The organism is Enterococcus sp. BWT-B8, from assembly GCF_020567625.1.
Taxonomy (GTDB): domain Bacteria; phylum Bacillota; class Bacilli; order Lactobacillales; family Enterococcaceae; genus Enterococcus_L.
This window is the reverse complement of the sequence record NZ_JAJDJV010000007.1, coordinates 42,671-61,414: the sequence shown is the minus strand read 5'-3', so window position 1 is coordinate 61,414 and position 18,744 is coordinate 42,671. Positions and strand designations below refer to the sequence as shown.

The 18,744-nt window shown below is 36.6% G+C and carries 15 protein-coding genes and 1 other annotated feature; of the genes, 11 read left to right on the top strand and 4 right to left on the bottom strand.

Annotated features, from left to right (window positions below; all coding sequences use genetic code 11):
- Positions 1-354: 354 nt before the first annotated feature.
- From LI951_RS08205 to LI951_RS08195, 3 genes are all read right to left on the bottom strand, one after another.
- Entirely contained in the window at positions 355-1,710 is a 1,356-nt protein-coding gene (locus tag LI951_RS08205; protein WP_229441830.1) for a tripartite tricarboxylate transporter permease, read from the bottom strand.
- 1 nt (position 1,711) lies between these two features.
- Positions 1,712-1,933, bottom strand: a complete 222-nt coding sequence (locus LI951_RS08200; protein WP_202064167.1) for a hypothetical protein — start codon at positions 1,931-1,933, stop codon at positions 1,712-1,714.
- 703 nt (positions 1,934-2,636) lie between these two features.
- Positions 2,637-3,269, bottom strand: a complete 633-nt coding sequence (locus tag LI951_RS08195) for a pentapeptide repeat-containing protein (RefSeq protein WP_229441829.1) — start codon at positions 3,267-3,269, stop codon at positions 2,637-2,639.
- A 334-nt stretch (positions 3,270-3,603) separates the two neighbouring features.
- Between LI951_RS08195 and LI951_RS08190 the strand changes: the two genes are divergently transcribed.
- Positions 3,604-5,286 (top strand): peptide ABC transporter substrate-binding protein, encoded by a 1,683-nt coding sequence (locus LI951_RS08190; protein ID WP_229441828.1) that lies wholly within the window; start codon positions 3,604-3,606, stop codon positions 5,284-5,286.
- Positions 5,287-5,360: 74 nt separating this feature from the next.
- Here LI951_RS08190 and LI951_RS08185 read toward each other — a convergent pair whose 3' ends face one another.
- Complete coding sequence (locus LI951_RS08185; RefSeq protein WP_229441827.1) at positions 5,361-5,711, bottom strand: DUF3899 domain-containing protein; 351 nt, start codon at positions 5,709-5,711, stop codon at positions 5,361-5,363.
- Between the two features lie 87 nt (positions 5,712-5,798).
- Here LI951_RS08185 and opp3b point away from each other — a divergent pair, with 87 nt between their 5' ends.
- From opp3b to LI951_RS08135, 10 genes are all read left to right on the top strand, one after another.
- Complete coding sequence (gene opp3b / locus LI951_RS08180) at positions 5,799-6,740, top strand: oligopeptide ABC transporter permease (RefSeq protein ID WP_202064175.1); 942 nt, start codon at positions 5,799-5,801, stop codon at positions 6,738-6,740.
- Positions 6,740-7,792, top strand: a complete 1,053-nt coding sequence (gene opp3C / locus LI951_RS08175) for an oligopeptide ABC transporter permease (RefSeq protein ID WP_202064177.1) — start codon at positions 6,740-6,742, stop codon at positions 7,790-7,792. Before opp3b ends, opp3C begins: the two co-directional genes overlap by 1 nt.
- Before the next feature lie 5 nt (positions 7,793-7,797).
- Positions 7,798-8,862 (top strand): ABC transporter ATP-binding protein, encoded by a 1,065-nt coding sequence (locus LI951_RS08170; protein WP_202064179.1) that lies wholly within the window; start codon positions 7,798-7,800, stop codon positions 8,860-8,862.
- Positions 8,862-9,821 (top strand): ABC transporter ATP-binding protein, encoded by a 960-nt coding sequence (locus LI951_RS08165; RefSeq protein WP_202064188.1) that lies wholly within the window; start codon positions 8,862-8,864, stop codon positions 9,819-9,821. Before LI951_RS08170 ends, LI951_RS08165 begins: the two co-directional genes overlap by 1 nt.
- A gap of 487 nt (positions 9,822-10,308) precedes the next feature.
- Positions 10,309-11,412 (top strand): transposase, encoded by a 1,104-nt coding sequence (locus tag LI951_RS08160; protein WP_229441826.1) that lies wholly within the window; start codon positions 10,309-10,311, stop codon positions 11,410-11,412.
- Positions 11,413-11,954: 542 nt separating this feature from the next.
- Positions 11,955-12,088 (top strand) — a sequence feature (ribosomal protein L20 leader region).
- A 63-nt stretch (positions 12,089-12,151) separates the two neighbouring features.
- Complete coding sequence (gene infC, locus LI951_RS08155; protein ID WP_202064190.1) at positions 12,152-12,673, top strand: translation initiation factor IF-3; 522 nt, start codon at positions 12,152-12,154, stop codon at positions 12,671-12,673.
- 60 nt (positions 12,674-12,733) lie between these two features.
- The gene (gene rpmI / locus LI951_RS08150; protein ID WP_202064191.1) at positions 12,734-12,934 is read left to right on the top strand and encodes a 50S ribosomal protein L35; all 201 of its coding nucleotides are present in this window, start codon (positions 12,734-12,736) and stop codon (positions 12,932-12,934) included.
- A 269-nt stretch (positions 12,935-13,203) separates the two neighbouring features.
- The gene (gene rplT, locus LI951_RS08145; protein ID WP_202064192.1) at positions 13,204-13,563 is read left to right on the top strand and encodes a 50S ribosomal protein L20; all 360 of its coding nucleotides are present in this window, start codon (positions 13,204-13,206) and stop codon (positions 13,561-13,563) included.
- Between the two features lie 1,534 nt (positions 13,564-15,097).
- Positions 15,098-15,955, top strand: coding sequence for an AraC family transcriptional regulator (locus LI951_RS08140; protein ID WP_202064193.1), 858 nt, complete (start codon positions 15,098-15,100; stop codon positions 15,953-15,955).
- 824 nt (positions 15,956-16,779) lie between these two features.
- The coding region (locus LI951_RS08135) for an adhesive domain-containing protein (protein ID WP_229441825.1) at positions 16,780-18,744 on the top strand (1,965 nt) is incomplete at its 3' end.

Genomic DNA, 18,744 nt, shown 5'->3' with positions numbered 1-18,744 from the left:
TGCGCATATAGCATGTCCTGTATGTTCCTGAGACATGTGACGAGCATTTGAAGAAGCATAGGAGCAAACTCCTGATAAGGATCTAAATTTTAACCCATGTATCTCTATCAGAGTATTGCTTACCATCTCACTAGTTTATTTATCTTAGTGAGACTGGCAATTTCATTAGATGTTCCTACATCAGTAGAAAATCCTTGTATCACGAGTCTTACCTCGTTTGCTTCTCGATACAAATGTGTCTATTTTGAGAAGCGTTGGTAATTCGGATACCTCAATAATTTTCAGATACGCCATAGATAGTTTATTTCATTTATTCAATCCGTATTGTTTAATGGTATTTACTGTTCTGTGTGCCTAGAAAAGCAGATGTGCAGTGATCCATGGAGCCGCATATAAGATCATGAACTGTACTCCGTAATTGACCCCCATATTATTCAACGTGCCGCAGACAATTCCCACAAGCAGAACGCCGAATACATTGATAAAACCTGCATCCATGTAGGCTAATAAAAAGATAAAGGCAACAAACAAGCCTAAAATCGCTTCATGTGGTATTTTCTTCAAAACAAAAGCTGTCATCTGCTGTGCATATTTCATCGCAATTAAATAGGTAGCAACTGAAGCAATCACAGATGCCAGTATAATAGCAAAAATAAATTCATTTTTTGATAGCAGATGGTGGATATTATTATCCAGAGTGAAGACAGGAGGTGCATTAAACAATGCATTTGCCGGTCCAACTGCAACAGGAGACAATGGAATCCCTAAAGCAATCAGGGGAATAATCACTCCGGAAAGATAGGTTGCATGGGACAGTGCACTCATTGATGTAATTGCCATGCTTGCTCTTTTTACTGGATCCATTTCTCTGTTGGCTGTGATTTCGCCAAATAGAATAGTCAGCCCAACTGGACTCAGGAAAAAGAGGAAATTTGACAGTAAAGAAACGACAGCACTGGTTCCAGCTTCTTTTTTGGTAATTGTTTTTAAAGGATGCATTAATGCACTATTTTCATCTGCTTTTTTGATAAAAATATCTTTTTTATCATGACGCGGCAGTTGAACCCGCTTCTGTTTGTTCAGTAATCCGAGTAAAGAAACAATCAGCGGACCAATGGTAATACCTAAAAAGAAAGATGTAGTCACTGTTTTTTCCTGTGGTACGGCTCCGATTCCCCAGTATAAGTAACGAAGGCCTTGAAACAGTAATGCCAAAGGAATAATACTGATCAATGCAAATATTTTGTTTTTACCAATTAGTGCAAGGAAAACTGCACCGACAACAAACAGCAGAGAGGCATAATCTTTTACTGTTTCTGAGAACGGAGCAAGGATATTTGCCAGCAGCAGGCTGACAGGAATAGCAACAGCTGTTCCAATAACAGAGCCGGTTGCCATTTTTTTAATACTTGCAGCGGCCATACCTTTTTCTTTCAGAAACAGTGCATGTTCAATCATTGGAGTGGACATGACACCGCCGGGCAACCCAACCAAAGCCGTGGGAATAGCATTCATCAAATTTAATGTAATAATGGCTGAAATGAAAAATGTAAGCACGACAATAGGTTTGACACCTGCAAGTACAATGGCAAGCGTAACAGGCATTAAAACAGAAGTTTCATCTGTACCGGGTACAAAGCCGATAAATGTATAGAGGACAATAGCACCGAAAATTGCCAGCAGCATCTGCAGAAGTAAAGAAAAATCCATTTTATTTCTCCTCCTGTACAGTACGTTTTGGTTTAATTAAGAGCGTTGAGATAAGAAATCCTGCTACTGCACCGCCAAGTCCGAAAAACAACTGTTTTGTCTGATCGGAAGAAGGAGCGATAAAATAGGCACCCATTGTAAATCCACTACAAATAATAATTGAAATGATCAGGTCTTTAATTGCGACCAAATCTCCCCAAACCTCTATAAATTCTTTTTTCACGATTATTTCTCCTTTCGATTTGTAAAGTCATCCAGTTAGAATCAAATGAACCTGCTCAAAAAACAGAAGTACCTGATCTTCAATGCAGGAACTGGGGGTTGCAACATAACTAATAGCATTCGGAAATCTGAATAAATGGCGGGACAGAAGCAAAAGGTTCTTTTGTATCTGTGGTTATTCGGTACACATAAAGACTGCAATGAATAACTGTAGGAGCAGTCTTTGTATGTCTCGAGTAACTGCAGAGACAACTTCTTCGATAATAAGCCGAAATTGTTGAGAATCACTATTTTGTAAAAAAATAGATGTTTCCTCGTTGAACACTCGTCATAGCCTAGGCCATATGCAGAGGGGTCTGCGATTATTCAAAATATAGCGGTATGTTCCCGCAAGCTTTTTTGTTATTTTCGTTATTCCTTCTTGTTGTCATAAAGCACTATGATTAACTTGTCAGAGTAGATGTTGCATGATATCTGCTTAGTGTTCGAAGCTGAGCCCTCCTGTCCCGGCCTCTTTTATCCCAAATAAAAAGCAGACGGAAAGACTCGCCTGCGATTCTAATATTTTCACAAGTTAACCCTCACCAGTTTATCTAAAAAGAAAAGGTAAGTAAAATTCTTTCTCCTATTTCTAAAGAAAAAATTAAATTCAAATGTACTTGTTTCTTCTTATTTGTAAAAGCGGAAAGCAAATTGGTTCTGACCTATTTTACAATGATCCCAAGTGTCTCCGCAAGAATCAAAGCCTGCTCTGCATTGACAATTACGCCATGTATGGATTCTGGAGACGTTGCTATCGTATCAAACTGATTTTTTGAAAGATCAAGATTCTTTAACAGTGTGTGGAACCACTGACTTTGTGTTAATGTGCAGTCTGTTAATCGAAGGTATTGCCAGTCAATCTCAGAGAAATCACTTTGTCTTAAACTGGAAGCAGCAAAATGAACAACTTTCATTGTTGAAGCAGCAAATGAAGCATAGTCCAGCATACAGTCGGTAAAAAGACAGTCCTTCAAATAGCTTTCTGCAAAATTTGTACCTGTTAATTTGCATTGGCGGAACTCTACCTGATGAAAGCCGGCACCAATCCACTCAGTGTTTGAGAAATCGCAATTTTCAAAAATAACATTTATGCATTCAAATTGTTTAAGAAAGCCGGAAGAAATCTGGAGCCTTTTGAAATAACTTTCCTTGAAAAATAAATGGTGAAAATCTGCACCGTCTACCCGCTGATTTTCTATGTAAATTGTTTCAATAATGGATTCGTCTTCAAAAGTTGGAGAATTCTCTGTCAGCCCGGCAGGAAGAATAGGCACAATTCTCTTTTTTTCTTTCATATAAATTCTCCTTCATTAATTAAAGTTATCTCATTATATACTAACACTGAGATTTATTTTTATGAAATCATAAATGAAAAATGAGGATTCTTAGAATAGAATGGGGATACACAGCATAAATTATTAAGTATTTTCCTAGAAGGTGCCGTGTAACAAAGACTTTGAGATATTAATATTTTTCTTGAAGTAATTTCTTTGAGGGATTATTAAGATAGCATAAGATTTTTCTTGATTTTTTAATATTAAGAATGTAAACTATAACCCATAGCATAAATAATTATTAAATTCTGAGTTTTCTGAAAAATGAAGACGACTATTCTTAGGAGGAAAAGGGATGAAGTTAAAGAAGTCATTTACTTTAGGTGCAGTAACATTACTTAGTACGACACTCTTGCTTGCAGCATGTGGAGGCGGTGGAGGAACAACTGATGATTCAGCAAGTTCTTCAACTAATAATGGAACAGCCAGCGGAGAACAAATCTACCGTGTGATCGAGCAGCAGGAAATGCCAAGTGCAGATTTATCTGTAGCGACAGACGTTATCAGCTTTACTGCATTAAACAATGTGTATGAAGGATTATATCGTTTGGATCTGGATAACACACCGATCCCAGCAGGAGCAGCAGAATTGGCAGAAGTCAGTGATGACGGTTTAGTTTATACATTGAAGCTGAATGAGGAATCAAAATGGTCAGATGGTGAACCTGTAACAGCAGAAGACTATGTCTTTGGCTGGCAGCGTACCGTTGATCCTGCAACAGCTTCAGAATACGGCTACATGTTTGCACCAGTTAAAAATGGCGACAAGATTGTAAATGGTGAAGCAGACAAAGAAGAATTGGGAATTGAAGCAGTCAGTGATTATGAACTTAAAATTACTTTAGAATCTGCTACTCCTTATTTTGATTACCTATTAGCCTTCCCTTCATTCTTCCCGCAAAGAAAAGACATTGTGGAGCAATATGGAAAAGAATATGCAGCAACAAGTGAAAATGCTGTTTATAACGGTCCATTCGTGTTAGACGGATTTGATGGTCCGGGGACTGACACTGAGTGGTCATACAAGAAAAATGCAGACTACTGGGATGCTGACACAGTTCAATTGGAAGAAGTTCAAGTAAGTGTTGTTAAAGAAGCACCAACTTCACTGAACCTATTCCAGGACGGACAGACAGATGACGTAATCTTAACTGGTGAGCTGGCACAGCAAATGGCAAACGATCCAGAATATGTAAGCCAAAAAGAAGCAACAACTCAATATCTTGAGTTGAACCAGATTGATGATGATTCTCCATTTAAAAATGAAAATCTGAGAAAAGCAATTTCTTATTCTATCGACCGTGAAGCGTTGGTTAATTCAATTCTGGGTGATGGTTCAGTAGCTCCTAAAGGACTAACACCTGCTGATATGTCTAAAAACCCTGATACTGGGGCTGACTTTGTTGAAGATGCAGGCGATGATATTGTTGCCGATGCAGACAAAGCAAAAGAGTATTGGGAAAAAGCGAAGAAGGAATTGAATATTGATTCACTGAAATTTGATATCCTTTCTTCTGATACAGATTCTTCCAAGAAAGTAACTGAGTACATCCAAGGTGCTATTCAGGAAACACTTGACGGAGTTACTGTGACATTGAGTCCTGTACCATTCTCTGTACGTCTTGATCGTTCAAACAAAGGCGACTTCGATGTAGTTATGGGCGGATGGGGAGCAGACTATGCTGATCCAAGCAGCTTCCTGGACTTGTTTATCACAGACAACTCTTACAACCGTGGTAAATACTCAAATACTGAATATGACAACTATTTGAAATCAGCTTCTACTACAAATGCCAACAATCCTGAAAAACGCTGGGATGACATGGTAAATGCTGAGAAGATTATTATCGGTGAAATGGGTGTCATTCCACTTTATCAAAAAGCAGAAGGTCACCTTCGTGCAGCTAAAGTAAAAGATGTTGGGTTCCACCCTGCTGGAGCACAATATGATTACAAATGGACATACATTTCAGAATAAAAATGAAATGAGCCGTTTATAGCAAAAGGACCCTTGTCTTCTTAAAAAGACAACGGTCCTCTTGCTATCTTTGCTTAGAAAAAGTAAAATAGTAAAGAAACAATAGCTGGAATCAGTAAATATCCCCCTGTTGTAAGCCAGTACAGCCGATGGGCTTTACCGATTTCTGAGAATGGGATATATTCTTTCGGTTCGTTTTTCTTTCTCAGACGAAGCGCTTTTTTCATGAAGTACTGAAAATTATCAAAAAATCCTGAAGACATAATCCATAGGGCCATACCGATAATGAGAAAGAAAAGTGAAACGATGAAGAACGTATCTGATACTGATTGGATAGTCACTGATTTTTTTATCAGGAACAGATAGATAAAAATGCAAAAACTTGAAATAACGAATGTGGTAAAAGACCATTTTAACTTTTTCATGAGGTCATCCTTGTCTATATTAGTTTTATTGTCTATACTTTATCGAAAACAGCTGTTGAAGTCAAAATAATTTCGGAGGTGTCATTCTTGAACAGTTTTGGGAAATATTTTCTTAAACGTGTCTTCTTCATGATAATCACATTGTGGTTAATCGCAACGATTACGTTTTTCTTAATGCAATTATTACCTGGTACTCCATATACCAACCAAGAAAAACTTAGTCCTGAAACAATTGCCATGTTGAACAAGCAGTCCGGGCTGGATAAACCGGTTATCGTTCAATACGGAATTTATCTAAAAAATCTTTTGGTGGGTGATTTTGGGATTTCGTTCCAATTTAAAAATCAGCCGGTAGCCAAACTCTTGATTAATCGTATCGGTCCGTCTGTACAATTAGGAGGACAGGCGATTCTATTCGGTACATTTGTAGGTATACTACTGGGGATTATCGCAGCAATGCGTCAAAATACCTGGGTGGATACGTTGGCAACATTAATGGCAATTTTAGGGCGTTCGATTCCCAACTTTGTCTTTGCCGTGCTGCTGCAGTATGTGTTTGCAATGAAATTGGGTATACTGCCTATTGCAAAATGGGAAACATTTGCTTCAACAATTTTACCGACAATCGCATTAGCGATGAGTCCTATGGCAGACTCAGCCAGATTCATTCGAACCGAGATGGTGGAGGTGCTGCACAGTGATTATGTAGAGCTGGCTCGAGCAAAAGGTTTAAGCCGCTGGCAAGTGGCATTCAGACACGGTTTGAGAAATAGCTTGATCCCATTGATCACTTTATTGGGACCTTTGGCTGTTGGTTTGATGACAGGTTCACTGGTAGTTGAAAATATCTTTGCTATCCCGGGAATCGGGGAGCAGTTTGTTAAATCAATCATGACAAATGATTATCCGACAATTATGGCTGTAACGATACTTTATTCCACTTTATTGGTTATAGTTATTCTTGTTGTCGATTTGTTGTATGGATTGGTTGATCCGAGAATCCGTGTTTCAGGAGGTGACCGAAGCTAATGGAAAGTATTAATTTGAATAAAGTACCAGATACGATTAAAAATATTTCTGCTGATGAATTTCAGCTTCTTGATGCTTCGACGACTAAAGAGAGAGAACGGATTGCAATGCCGTCTTTGAGCTTCCTACAAGATTCATGGCGCCGTTTAAAGAAAAATAAAGCTGCGGTTATTTCAATGGCTGTTTTAGTGGTCATTGTAATTATTTCTATTGGTTCAATTTGGTTATCTCCACATGATCCGACAAAGCAGAATATCTCGTATATTAACCTGCCGCCTAAAATTCCGGGTTTGGATGGAATTAATGGCTTGAATGGTAAAGCGGTTGTTGCAGGACAGATTGTAGATAAATACGCACAGGCAAACGTTCCAGATGATCTGCGTTTTTATTTGGGAACAGATGGACTTGGACGTGACGTTCTGAGCCGTTTGCTGATGGGAACACGTGTATCGCTGTTGATTGCATTCATTGCAGCTGTACTGGATATTTCGATAGGGGTAACCTATGGACTGATATCAGGATTGCTTGGCGGTCGTGTTGATACAGTAATGCAGCGTATTCTGGAAGTTCTTTCCGGGATTCCCAATCTGGTGGTTATGATTTTGATGCTGACTGTCTTTGATCCAGGTATTCTTTCAATTGTTTTGGCCATGGTCGTGACCAACTGGATATCGATGGCCAGGATTGTTCGAGCCCAGACCTTGAAATTGAAGGATCAGGAATTTGTTTTAGCTGCTCAGACTTTGGGCGAATCCCGTCTGAAGATCGCTGTAAAACATATCCTGCCTAATATTTCAAGTGTCATTATTGTTCAAATGATGTTCAGTATTCCAGCAGCAATTTTCTTCGAAGCATTCCTGAGTTTCATCGGTTTAGGTCTGAGACCGCCGACTGCTTCACTAGGTACGTTGTTGAATGAAGGATATAAGACCTTCAGATTCCTGCCATACCTGATGTGGATACCAGCAGCAACATTATCTGTAATTATGATTTGTTTCAATTTACTGGCTGACGGTTTGCGTGATGCCTTAGATCCTAAGATGAAAGAGTAGAGTGAATGACTATGGAAAAAGTATTGGAAGTAAAAGATTTACACATATCTTTTGATACATTCGCAGGAAAAGTCAATGCCATTCGCGGTGTGAACTTTGATCTTCATAAAGGTGAGACACTGGCTATCGTTGGTGAATCAGGCAGTGGTAAGTCTGTAACGACTAGAACAATCATGCGCCTGTTAAGTGACAATGCGAATATCGATAAGGGTGAGATTCTGTTTAAAGGATCTGACATCGTTAAAAAGACTGAAAAAGAAATGCAGACGATTCGTGGGAAAGAAATTGCGATGATCTTTCAGGATCCCATGACTTCTTTAGACCCGACAATGCCGATTGGCAGACAGGTTGCCGAATCGCTGATTAAGCACAATAAAGTTTCAAAAAGCGAAGGATTGGCTCAGGCGCTGGAATTGTTAAAGCTTGTAGGGATTCCGAATGCTGAAAAGCGTTTGAAGAACTATCCTCACCAATTTTCAGGTGGTCAGCGTCAGCGGATCGTTATTGCGATCGCTTTGATTTGTTACCCAGAAATACTGATTGCAGATGAACCAACGACTGCGTTGGACGTAACAATTCAGGCGCAGATTCTGGAATTGCTGAAAGATTTGCAGCAAAAAATCAGTACCTCCATTATTTTCATTACCCATGATTTAGGGGTTGTGGCCAACGTAGCTGATCGTGTGGCAGTTATGTATGGTGGTCGTATTGTCGAAGTCGGGACTTCAGAAGAAATCTTCTATAATCCGCAGCATCCATATACATGGGGACTGTTGGGGTCAATGCCGACTTTGGAAGGGACTGAGGAAAAACTTTATGCGATTCCCGGTTCTCCTCCCGATTTGCTGGATCCTCCCAAAGGGGATGCCTTCTATCCAAGAAACGAATTTGCATTGAAAATTGATGCGGAGCAGGCTCCTCCATATTTTGAAGTCTCTCCTACGCATAAAGCTGCGACATGGCTTTTAGCACCGCAAGCACCAAAAGTAACTCCTCCAGCAGAAATACAAAGACGTTGGGCTCTTTATAACGAACGTCATCATTTTTCAGAAACAGGAGGAGCTAATTAATGAATGTTGAAAAACGTAAATTACTTTTAGATGTTAAAGGGCTGAAGCAATATTTCAATGTTGGCCGTCCAGATGAAGTAAAAGCAGTAGATGACATTAGTTTCCATATCTATGAAGGTGAAACATTTGGATTGGTTGGTGAATCAGGCAGCGGGAAATCAACAACTGGACGAAGTGTTATTCGTCTGTACAATCCGACAGCTGGAGAAATCATTTTTGATGGAGAAAATATCGCTGATATTCGCTCCAAACAGAAGATGCAGGCGTTTAGACGGGAAGTTCAAATGATTTTTCAAGATCCGTATGCTTCTCTAAATCCTAGAATGAAAGTAAATGACATTATCGCTGAAGGATTAGATATTAACCATCTGGTAAATAATGATAAAGAGCGGACAGCGAAGGTTGAAGAATTGCTTAAAGTAGTTGGACTTGATCCGAATCATGCATCTCGTTACCCTCATGAGTTTTCTGGCGGACAGCGTCAGCGAATAGGAATTGCCCGCGCATTGGCAGTTGATCCTAAATTTATTATTTGTGACGAGCCAATTTCTGCATTGGATGTATCGATTCAGGCTCAGGTTGTAAACCTGCTTCAGGATCTGCAGAAAGAGTCAGGCTTAACTTATTTGTTTATTGCCCATGACTTGTCAATGGTGAAACATATCAGTGACCGTATTGGTGTAATGCATAGCGGAAAACTGCTTGAAATGGGTTCAAGTGATGATATCTATAACTTCGGTGTTCATCCTTATACAGAAAGTTTACTTTCTGCGATTCCGTTGCCGGACCCTGACTACGAACGTACACGTAAACGGATTATTTATAAACCGCAGCCGGAAGATGGAAAAGAGCGCAAATTGCGTGAAGTGGCTCCAGAGCACTATGTTTACTGTTCAGAAGATGAAGTTGAAATGTATCATGAAAAAATTGAAAATAGAAAAGCACAGGCACATCAGTGAGGTGTGGCGCTTTTTAAAACTGAGTAATAGGATGAGAGATTCCAAAATTTTTCGGATGATTATTTTGTTGTTATACAGTCAGAGAAAGTATCGGATGATTCTGACTTTTAAGTTCTCTGACTGGCCATACAAAGGAGTTTGGGACAGAAATAACGTTTCAAACTCTCTTCATATCTAACCCCGAATAAATGGCGGTACAAAAGCAGCTCCTTCGGAATTAAGCCGAATGATCCTGAAAATAATAGCAGCTCCAGGAAGGTATCCATTCACAGCTATTCATTTTATGAATAGTATTCCTTGACAATTTTCGGATATTTTTTCTTGATTCTCGGAGCTGATCGCTTTTGTCCCGACCTCTTTTGTATTATATTCGGTGTATAAATGAAAATAGAGAAAATATAAGCTGGCTGGATATGGAACAACTTGTTGGAAGTCTTCTATTCGCCAAGGGTTCTTTATTCGTTGGCTCATACAGGGCGGTGGATTGGTGAAAGTATTAAAGGCCTATAAATATAGACTTTATCCAACTCCTTCCCAAATTGAATTTTTTGAAAAAAATTTTTACAGTGTCAGTCTGGTTCATAATTTATTGCTGCAGGATCGGATCATGCAGTACAGAGCTTCTAAAAAAAATCCCGATCTGCATTTAAAGCCTCCCACTCCTGCAAAATATAAGAAAGAATATCCTTTTTTAAAGGAAGCCGACAGCCTTGCGCTGGCAAATGCGCAGGTCTATTTGGAAAGAGGGTTAAAATATTACTATACGGGAAAAAATGTTGGTTTTCCCAAATTGAAATCCAGGAAAAATCCGGTGACCTCCTATACGACGAATAATCAGGGAGGAACAATAAAAATTATCGGTTTAAATTATTTGAAAATTCCGAAATTAAAAACATTTGTGAAAGTTAAGGCACATCGGGAGATAAAGGGTAAAATTAAATCTGCAACGATTTCCAAAACTCCCAGCGGTAAATATTTTGTTTCTCTTCTTTGTGAGGAAAAAATTCATTGCAAGGAAAAGACAAATAGGGCTGTGGGAATCAGTCTTGGGCAGACAGAATTTGCGGTTTTATCAAATGGTCAAAAAATAGATAATGACCAGCTGACTGACGAAATAGAACAGAGAATTCGACGAGAGGAAAAGAAACTGGCAAGAAAAAAACACTTGGCTGGTAGAAAAGGATTGGATTTGCTGAATCAAAAAAACTACCAGAAGCAAAAAATGAAGGTTGCTAAATTAAGGGAGAAACTTTTGAATCAGCGTCATGATTTCTTAAATAAAGTAACAACAGAACTGATTGATACCTATGATGTTATCTGTGTGGAAGATGCCCATAAGGAGGACTTCTGCAGAAACTACAAACTGAATAAGCGAGTCTCCGATGTCTCATGGGCTTTGTTTGTTTCTAAACTGGAGTATAAAGCGACGTGGCATGACAAGCAGCTGATCAAGCTGAAAAAATGTGATGAAAAGATGGCTGTCAGCTTAAAGAATGGACTAATTGGTGATGTTGATCTGGAACTGGCAAAGGAAGATTCTGAAACAGATGCCAGTATTCAACTGCTGCTTCAAGGATTAAAAAATAAGTAAGTATAAAAACTGTAGGGACTACAGGGATAGCCTAGGGCATATAAGATAATCCAAATTATCTCTTTCTAGGAAGCATTCTGATTTCAGACATGCAGTTCACTAATTATTAAATGGACAAATACGTCACCTTGGCTAATCAGTGAGGGTGACTTTTTTATTTAACGAAGCAGTTGAAAATGATAAAAAGAAGCGGAACTTCTGCATAGTCGTTTGTTTTTCTGAAAATAGAAGGTCTCTCAAGAACATGAATAATATTAGAAATAATCACTATTTGTACTTTACTAATGCCATAAAACATGCCGCGAATGAAGTGTTGATTTGGTTTGGAGAGACTCAAAGAAAGATTTTTAGAAAAAGAGAAGCAAAATCGTTTAGATTGATACAGTTCAGAAGAATTCAGGGTAAAATATAGGCGGTTCCTTGTTATAAAGAATTTGTTTAGATTGACTTCTCTTTTTTCATATTAGTTTTTATTTTGGATAAATTCAAAAATTTAAAATGTTGACAAACAATCAAATTTGTTTTATACTATCTTAGTTGAGAAATAAAAGCAGAAGCACCCGCTTCTCGCCTAAGTTGAGCATATCACTGGGCCGGATAAGTAGATTCCTTATATCAGTAAGATATAAGTGTGAGCTAACGCGGGTTCTTATGGGACCGGCTTTTTTTATACTCTTTTATGAGAGGAAAAATCGGATCAATTACTCTGCTTGATGTTCTCTAAGAAACTTGGAGGTGAATGACCATAGCAAAGGATATGATGGTGAACGACGGCATTCGTGCGCGTGAGTTACGATTGATCGGACAAGATGGTGAACAATTAGGTGTAAAGACTAAAGCTGAAGCTCTACAAATAGCTGAAGCTGCGAACCTAGACTTAGTCCTTGTTGCTCCAGGAGCAAAACCACCTGTAGCACGGATAATGGATCATGGTAAGTTCCGTTTTGAACAGCAGAAGAAAGAGCGTGAAGCTCGTAAGAAGCAAAAAGTGATCAACGTAAAAGAAGTTCGTTTAAGTCCGACAATTGATGTCAATGACTTTAACACAAAACTTCGTAATGCACGCAAGTTTTTGGAAAAGGGAGACAAAGTGAAAGCTTCGATCCGTTTCAAAGGCCGTGCCATTACCCACAAAGAGATTGGTCAAAAAGTTCTTGATCGTTTAGCTGAAGAAACTGCAGATATTGCTACAGTGGAACAGAAAGCGAAAATGGATGGACGCAGCATGTTTCTAACGCTGGCACCGAAAAACGACAAGTAATTCGAGAAATATCAATGGATATGTTCGTTAGAACAAAAGATTTTGAGGAGGAAATTAGTCATGCCAAAACAAAAAACACACCGCGGATCAGCGAAACGCTTCAAGCGTACTGGTAAAGGCGGATTAAAAAGATTTCGCGCGTTTACAAGTCACCGTTTCCACGGTAAAACTAAAAAACAACGTCGTCAATTACGTAAAGCAAGAATGGTATCAGCTGGCGATTTCAAACGTATTCGCCAACAATTAGCGAGAATGAAATAATAGAAGATTGTAATAATCTCTATGTGACTTGAGCGTTGTAACAAAGTGAGAATCGTAGAAGCAAAAGCAGTTAATTCTGAGAAATATCTAAAAATTACTTTATAAATTTTTGAGATATTACGATTTATTTCCAGGATGTTGTCTGCGATTAATTCACTCCTTTCATTCAAAATTTAAATTTTGAAAGGCTGCAATTATTTGAGCGGCCGATTCTTGTAACGAAAAATAAAAAAATTCAAAGAGATATAGATATTTAGGAGGAAATCAACATGGCACGTGTTAAAGGTGGAACAGTAACCCGTAAACGTCGTAAAAAAATCCTTAAGTTAGCGAAAGGCTACTACGGATCCAAACATACTTTATTCAAAACAGCAAAAGAACAAGTAATGAAATCTTACAGTTATGCATACAGAGATCGTCGTCAGAAAAAACGTGATTTCCGTAAATTATGGATTGCTCGTATCAACGCAGCGGCTCGTATGAATGGCTTAAGCTACTCAAAATTGATGCACGGTTTGAAATTGGCTGAAATCGACATCAACCGCAAAATGTTAGCTGACTTGGCTGTTAATGATGCAGCAGCATTTACTGCATTAGCAGATCAAGCAAAAGGTGCTTTAAATAAATAATTTAACTATATAATTTTTAAGGGGTGTGACATAGTTTGTCACACCCCTTAAAAATCGAATGAACAGGGTTCCAGTCTTTATATGTATTTGCGATTAATTACTTCTTTTTCTGGAATGAATGATCACTAATTTATTTGACTATTGTGCTTATATCATTCCAATAAAAAACTTGCAAAAATGGAACTGATAATATTGAACTCAGTTAGTTGGACTCTTCCAATACCCGGTTGATAAAAGGAAGCGAGGAATATCCGTTCTTTTACCAGTCTAAAAACCATACTCTGAATGAATTTTTGCTGTGGGTTAGAAAATCCCAGGACAAGTTTTTTCTGAAAAAGCAACCACTTCTTCTTTTACTAGATGTAAATCAATTGATCTCATGATAAAGTGAAGTTGCTCCTCTCGTTGTTTAACCGTTGTTTTGTGATGATTCAACGTTAACATAGAAAGAGGGGTATTTTTTTATTTTATTTCTGATTAAAATAGGGGCAAATCACATGTTTTTTATTGTGATTTGCCTCTTTGGTTTTTCTATTCCTATTCTTTGGGTAAATTCAAAGTATTGTTTGTGCTCCTATTGTTTAATTAATCAAAGCATAATATGAATACAACCTCATTCAGAAAGCGCTTTCTTGAGATTCTATAGTTAGAGCAATAGTAGTAGTCCAATAGAGAGGTATACATAACTGAGGTATACAAGCTATTTTTGAGGAATAAAATCAAGTTTTATAAACTAATTGATTGTTACGCATGCATGTCTATATGGAAGCATTAATAAGAGTTATCCACTATCAAATGAAGTTAATAATTTAGAATTAATATAGGAAAGGTCTATACTTCTTCATCTTTTTCTACTAAATTCTGGAAATTTATGTATAAAATCAAAAATTTTTTTTCGTTATTTTAAACAATTTATAGATGCTTTAAATGTGAATTAATAGAAATATAATCATTGTGAAGCTTTTACTTTCTAAACAGCATCAATTATTTGCTGGAAAATTAAAAGAGTATAAAAAATGTAGATGAACAACAGTTTTCATTTGGAAATACAAAGAATTGAAATATTTATTTTGGGATGAAAAAAACTAACTAAATATAATTTAATAGTACTTTTTTATCTGATAAACAAGAAGTTCTTTATTGATGAATTAAAGAATAAAGAAAGCGCGTTATATTTAAAACTATCAGTTTTTGAAAAAATAATATTCATTTTAAGGTTTGTTAATGAAAAAAGCATAAATTGAATAACACTATTTTTTTTATAGTAATAGATCGTTATTTAAAAGCATTGTTAGAAATATTTAGAGAACAATTAATAGACATACTATAGATACAGTGTTATTTTAATAAGGATTATATAGGGGGGAGTCAAAATATGAAGAAATATTATGATTTTATAAAAAATTGGTATATATAAAAACAGACGATGAAAGCTTGATGGATATTCAATGAAAAAATAGTTGTAGGAAGTTAAAAAATGGTGATTGTCATTTGAAAACCAGCTTTAAAAAGTAAAGATTGAGGGGAGAAGAAAATGATCAAATATAAATTTGTAGAAGCAAATGTAGATGCTAATTTTAAATACTTAATTCAAAAAGAGATTGGGGGGAGAATAGAGCCACACTGGCATAATGAAATAGAACTTAATTATGTCAAAAGTGGAAAAATTGATTATTTTCAGATTTCAGATAGGATTTACTCGCTGGAAAAAGGTGATTTTATTGTAGTTAACTCGGAAGTACCACATTCAGCAAGAATAAAATATCGCAAAGAAAATGTGGTACTTACAATTTTTCTTGTAAAGTCGTATATGTTTTCGCTTTTGGGAAGGGATAGCAAGTTTAATTTAGGAAAATCAAATTCAAAAAAAATTGCGACCTTCTTTGAAGATTTTATTGAGGTTGCCAATAATGAGCAAAATTTGATTAATAAAAAAATGGGTCTATATGGCTATCTCAATCTGATTCTGTATGAAATGTATTCAAAATCAAAGGATACAGAAAGTGCAGGAGATGAATCATTGATTCAAAAGAAAATGATGGATAAAGATATTAAAGTAATCAAAGAATTTATAGATTCTCATTATTTGGAGGATATCTCTCTGGATGATTTATTTTCTCTTTCAGAATTATCGGAGTCAAAAATCAGAAAAGAGTTCAAATCAGTATTTGGTATGACCATATATAAATATATTTTATTTAGGAGATTGAATGATGCTAAATTTCAATTGCTTGAAACGGATTTAAAAATCAAAGATATTGCAATACAGCTGGGATTTTATGATGCAAAATCCTTTATACGAAACTTTAAAAATTATTACAAAATGACACCGCAAAATTTTAGAAAAAAAAATATTGGGAATAAAAAAAATAAAAATGAGAACTTTGACTGATTGTTACATGTTATCTTTGACTAAAGAAGTTGTTAACTGGAATACATAGAATTTAGCACATAATCTGATCTTGATATATTTTTGATCCAGATGTGTTTTATTCAGTATAGATAAAAATATATTCATTTAGTCGTTAAAGATATTTTTAAGTCTGATTTATTTGTTTTTTATGTTTATGTGAAAAAGGTTACGAAATAACAAAATTATAATTGGTATAGATGTAAACTTGAAATAAACAAATTATTGAATAAAAGGAGCTGTATCAAAAAGAAATGATTTATCTAGGCACGTAAATTCTTTTAATAAAATTAGAAGGATGTGATATCAAAAAGACATAAAGTGTACATCTAGGTATGTGAGTTAAAATGTACAAAGTATTTTTGGTAATAGGCAAGAAAGTATCAAAGGGGGTGATTTTAAAATGAGAAGTGTTGTAAGTATGTATTACAGCTACGATTTCCACTTCGAATATAAAAGACAAAAGCACAGTATAGGGCTAAGAGATTTTTTATTGTAGCAGTGGGGAGCTGTCAGCTGATTTTAGAATAGCTGGATTATTAATAGATCCCAAGTACAGTTATTCTTAATAAAATTTGAATAAGGAATGCTACTGATACTAATAAAAATCCAGATTAAAAAACAAATTATAGAGAGTATATTTCTCTTTTTAGTTTTTTCAATCTGTTTTTTATTGTCAAAAATTAGTATTTTCATTAGATGATAATCGGTAATTAGTTTCGTAAAGGAAGTTAAATAGTTCTAATGTAATGTTTTTACTTCCTTAATGTTTGCTATCAAAAAAATTGAAAGAGAAGTGATATTTAATGAAAAGTAGAGATTATAAGAGATTATTTAACAGTAAAAGTCGAAAACGCTCGTTAAGCAGAAAATCTGTTTTGATGAATGTTGCAACAACTGGGATTCTTTTGACAAGTGCAGTAGTACCGGCAACATTGTTAGTAGCACCTCAGACAGTTGAAGCGGCTGCTCTTCAAGGTGAAATATTTACTAATTTAATTGCAAATAATAATAGTGGTACTTCATTTGAAACACCTTACCCTATAGAGGGAGTAACTAGGCAAGTAAATTTTACGATTAGCGGAAATGAATTAGCTGGAGCTTCGGTAGCGCTATCTGGTAATAAGGCTGCTGTACTAGCAATACCAGAACCATTAGTTGGGTTAGTTTCTCCAAATGGGCAAGCACATATTAATACAAGTGTGACATTAAGAATGGATCAGATAGGATTCATACAAACCTTGGTTGGTGCCGCCAACACATTCCTTTCATTTACTGAAAATGTTATTAATGGTGGTTTTGGCAGCATGACAGGTATCACATTTAATGTTGATGAAATTCACAATCAACTGGATTTACTTAATAATTTAGCTCAGTTTGGGCAAGCTGATTTTTATGTAGACGAGTATTTGACAAGTAATGAAAAAGAAATAGTAGCGCAATTTGATGATGGTTTAGCGTTAGTTATTGCGCAACGTATTAATATTATTTTGGAAAATCTGAAAACTGCTACAAACAGTCTTCAGGCGACTGGAAATAATATATTTTCTTCTACAATAGCAGCAGCAATAAATGCCGCCTTGATTGCTCCAAAAGCTGCATTTGTTAGTGCCATTAATGTTGCTATAGGTGTTGTCAATACGACTGGAAATATTGCTAATGAATTTGGAGACGGCGTATTATTAGGCGATACTTCTATAGATATTCCAACGCTAATTACTGACCCTACATTTGAGCGGTTAGAAAGTTACGGAGTTGATACTACAGTTCCTTATAATGCTGTTTTTAATGGAACAGTTGTTAAAGACAATTTGATTGACCTGGATTGGGTGATCAACAGTGATGGAAAAACCTCTGTTTGGTATGAGAACAAGATTACTTTACAAACGCCAACAGCAGAAATTTCAGGAAACAGTGTGGATGGATACACGGTAACAGGTGAAGCAGATCCGAATGTGACAATAGAAATTACAGATCCTGATGGTAACGTTGTGGGAATCGGGCAAACTGATGAAAATGGTAATTATGTAGTGGAGATCCCAGCAGATAAAGTAAGTCCATTAGAAGAATTAACAGTGGTTGCCAAGGATGATAAAGGGAATGAAAGTGCACCTGCAAACGTAGTTGTACCAGAAGATATTACTTTACAAACACCAACAGCAGAAATTACAGGAGACAGTGTGGATGGATACACGGTAACAGGTGAAGCAGATCCTAATGTGACAATAGAAATTACAGATCCTGATGGTAATGTTGTGGGAATCGGACAAACTGATGAAAATGGTAATTATGTGGTGGAGATCCCAGCAGATAAAGTAAGTCCATTAGAAGAATTAACAGTGGTTGCCAAGGATGATAAAGGGAATGAGAGTGCACCTGCAAACGTAGTTGTTCCGGAAGATATTACTTTACAAACACCAACAGCAGAAATTACAGGAGACAGTGTGGATGGATACACGGTAACAGGTGAAGCAGATCCTAATGTGATAATAGAAATTACAGATCCTGATGGTAATGTTGTGGGAATCGGACAAACCGATGAAAATGGTAATTATGTGGTGGAGATCCCAGCAGATAAAGTGAATCCATTAGAAGAATTAACAGTGGTTGCCAAGGATGATAAAGGGAATGAAAGTGCACCTGCAAAAGTAGTTGTTCCGGAAGATATTACTTTACAAACACCAACAGCAGAAATTACAGGAGACAGTGTGGATGGATACACGGTAACAGGTGAAGCAGATCCTAATGTGATAATAGAAATTACAGATCCT

Coding starts and splice junctions, on each gene's coding strand:
- LI951_RS08205 (WP_229441830.1), bottom strand. CDS start 1,710: ATGGATTTTTCTTTACTTCTGCAGATGCTGCTGGCAATTTTCGGTGCT.
- LI951_RS08195 (WP_229441829.1), bottom strand. CDS start 3,269: ATGAAAGAAAAAAAGAGAATTGTGCCTATTCTTCCTGCCGGGCTGACA.
- LI951_RS08190 (WP_229441828.1), top strand. CDS start 3,604: ATGAAGTTAAAGAAGTCATTTACTTTAGGTGCAGTAACATTACTTAGT.
- LI951_RS08185 (WP_229441827.1), bottom strand. CDS start 5,711: ATGAAAAAGTTAAAATGGTCTTTTACCACATTCGTTATTTCAAGTTTT.
- opp3C (WP_202064177.1), top strand. CDS start 6,740: ATGGAAAGTATTAATTTGAATAAAGTACCAGATACGATTAAAAATATT.
- LI951_RS08170 (WP_202064179.1), top strand. CDS start 7,798: ATGACTATGGAAAAAGTATTGGAAGTAAAAGATTTACACATATCTTTT.
- LI951_RS08165 (WP_202064188.1), top strand. CDS start 8,862: ATGAATGTTGAAAAACGTAAATTACTTTTAGATGTTAAAGGGCTGAAG.
- infC (WP_202064190.1), top strand. CDS start 12,152: ATGACCATAGCAAAGGATATGATGGTGAACGACGGCATTCGTGCGCGT.
- rpmI (WP_202064191.1), top strand. CDS start 12,734: ATGCCAAAACAAAAAACACACCGCGGATCAGCGAAACGCTTCAAGCGT.
- rplT (WP_202064192.1), top strand. CDS start 13,204: ATGGCACGTGTTAAAGGTGGAACAGTAACCCGTAAACGTCGTAAAAAA.
- LI951_RS08140 (WP_202064193.1), top strand. CDS start 15,098: ATGATCAAATATAAATTTGTAGAAGCAAATGTAGATGCTAATTTTAAA.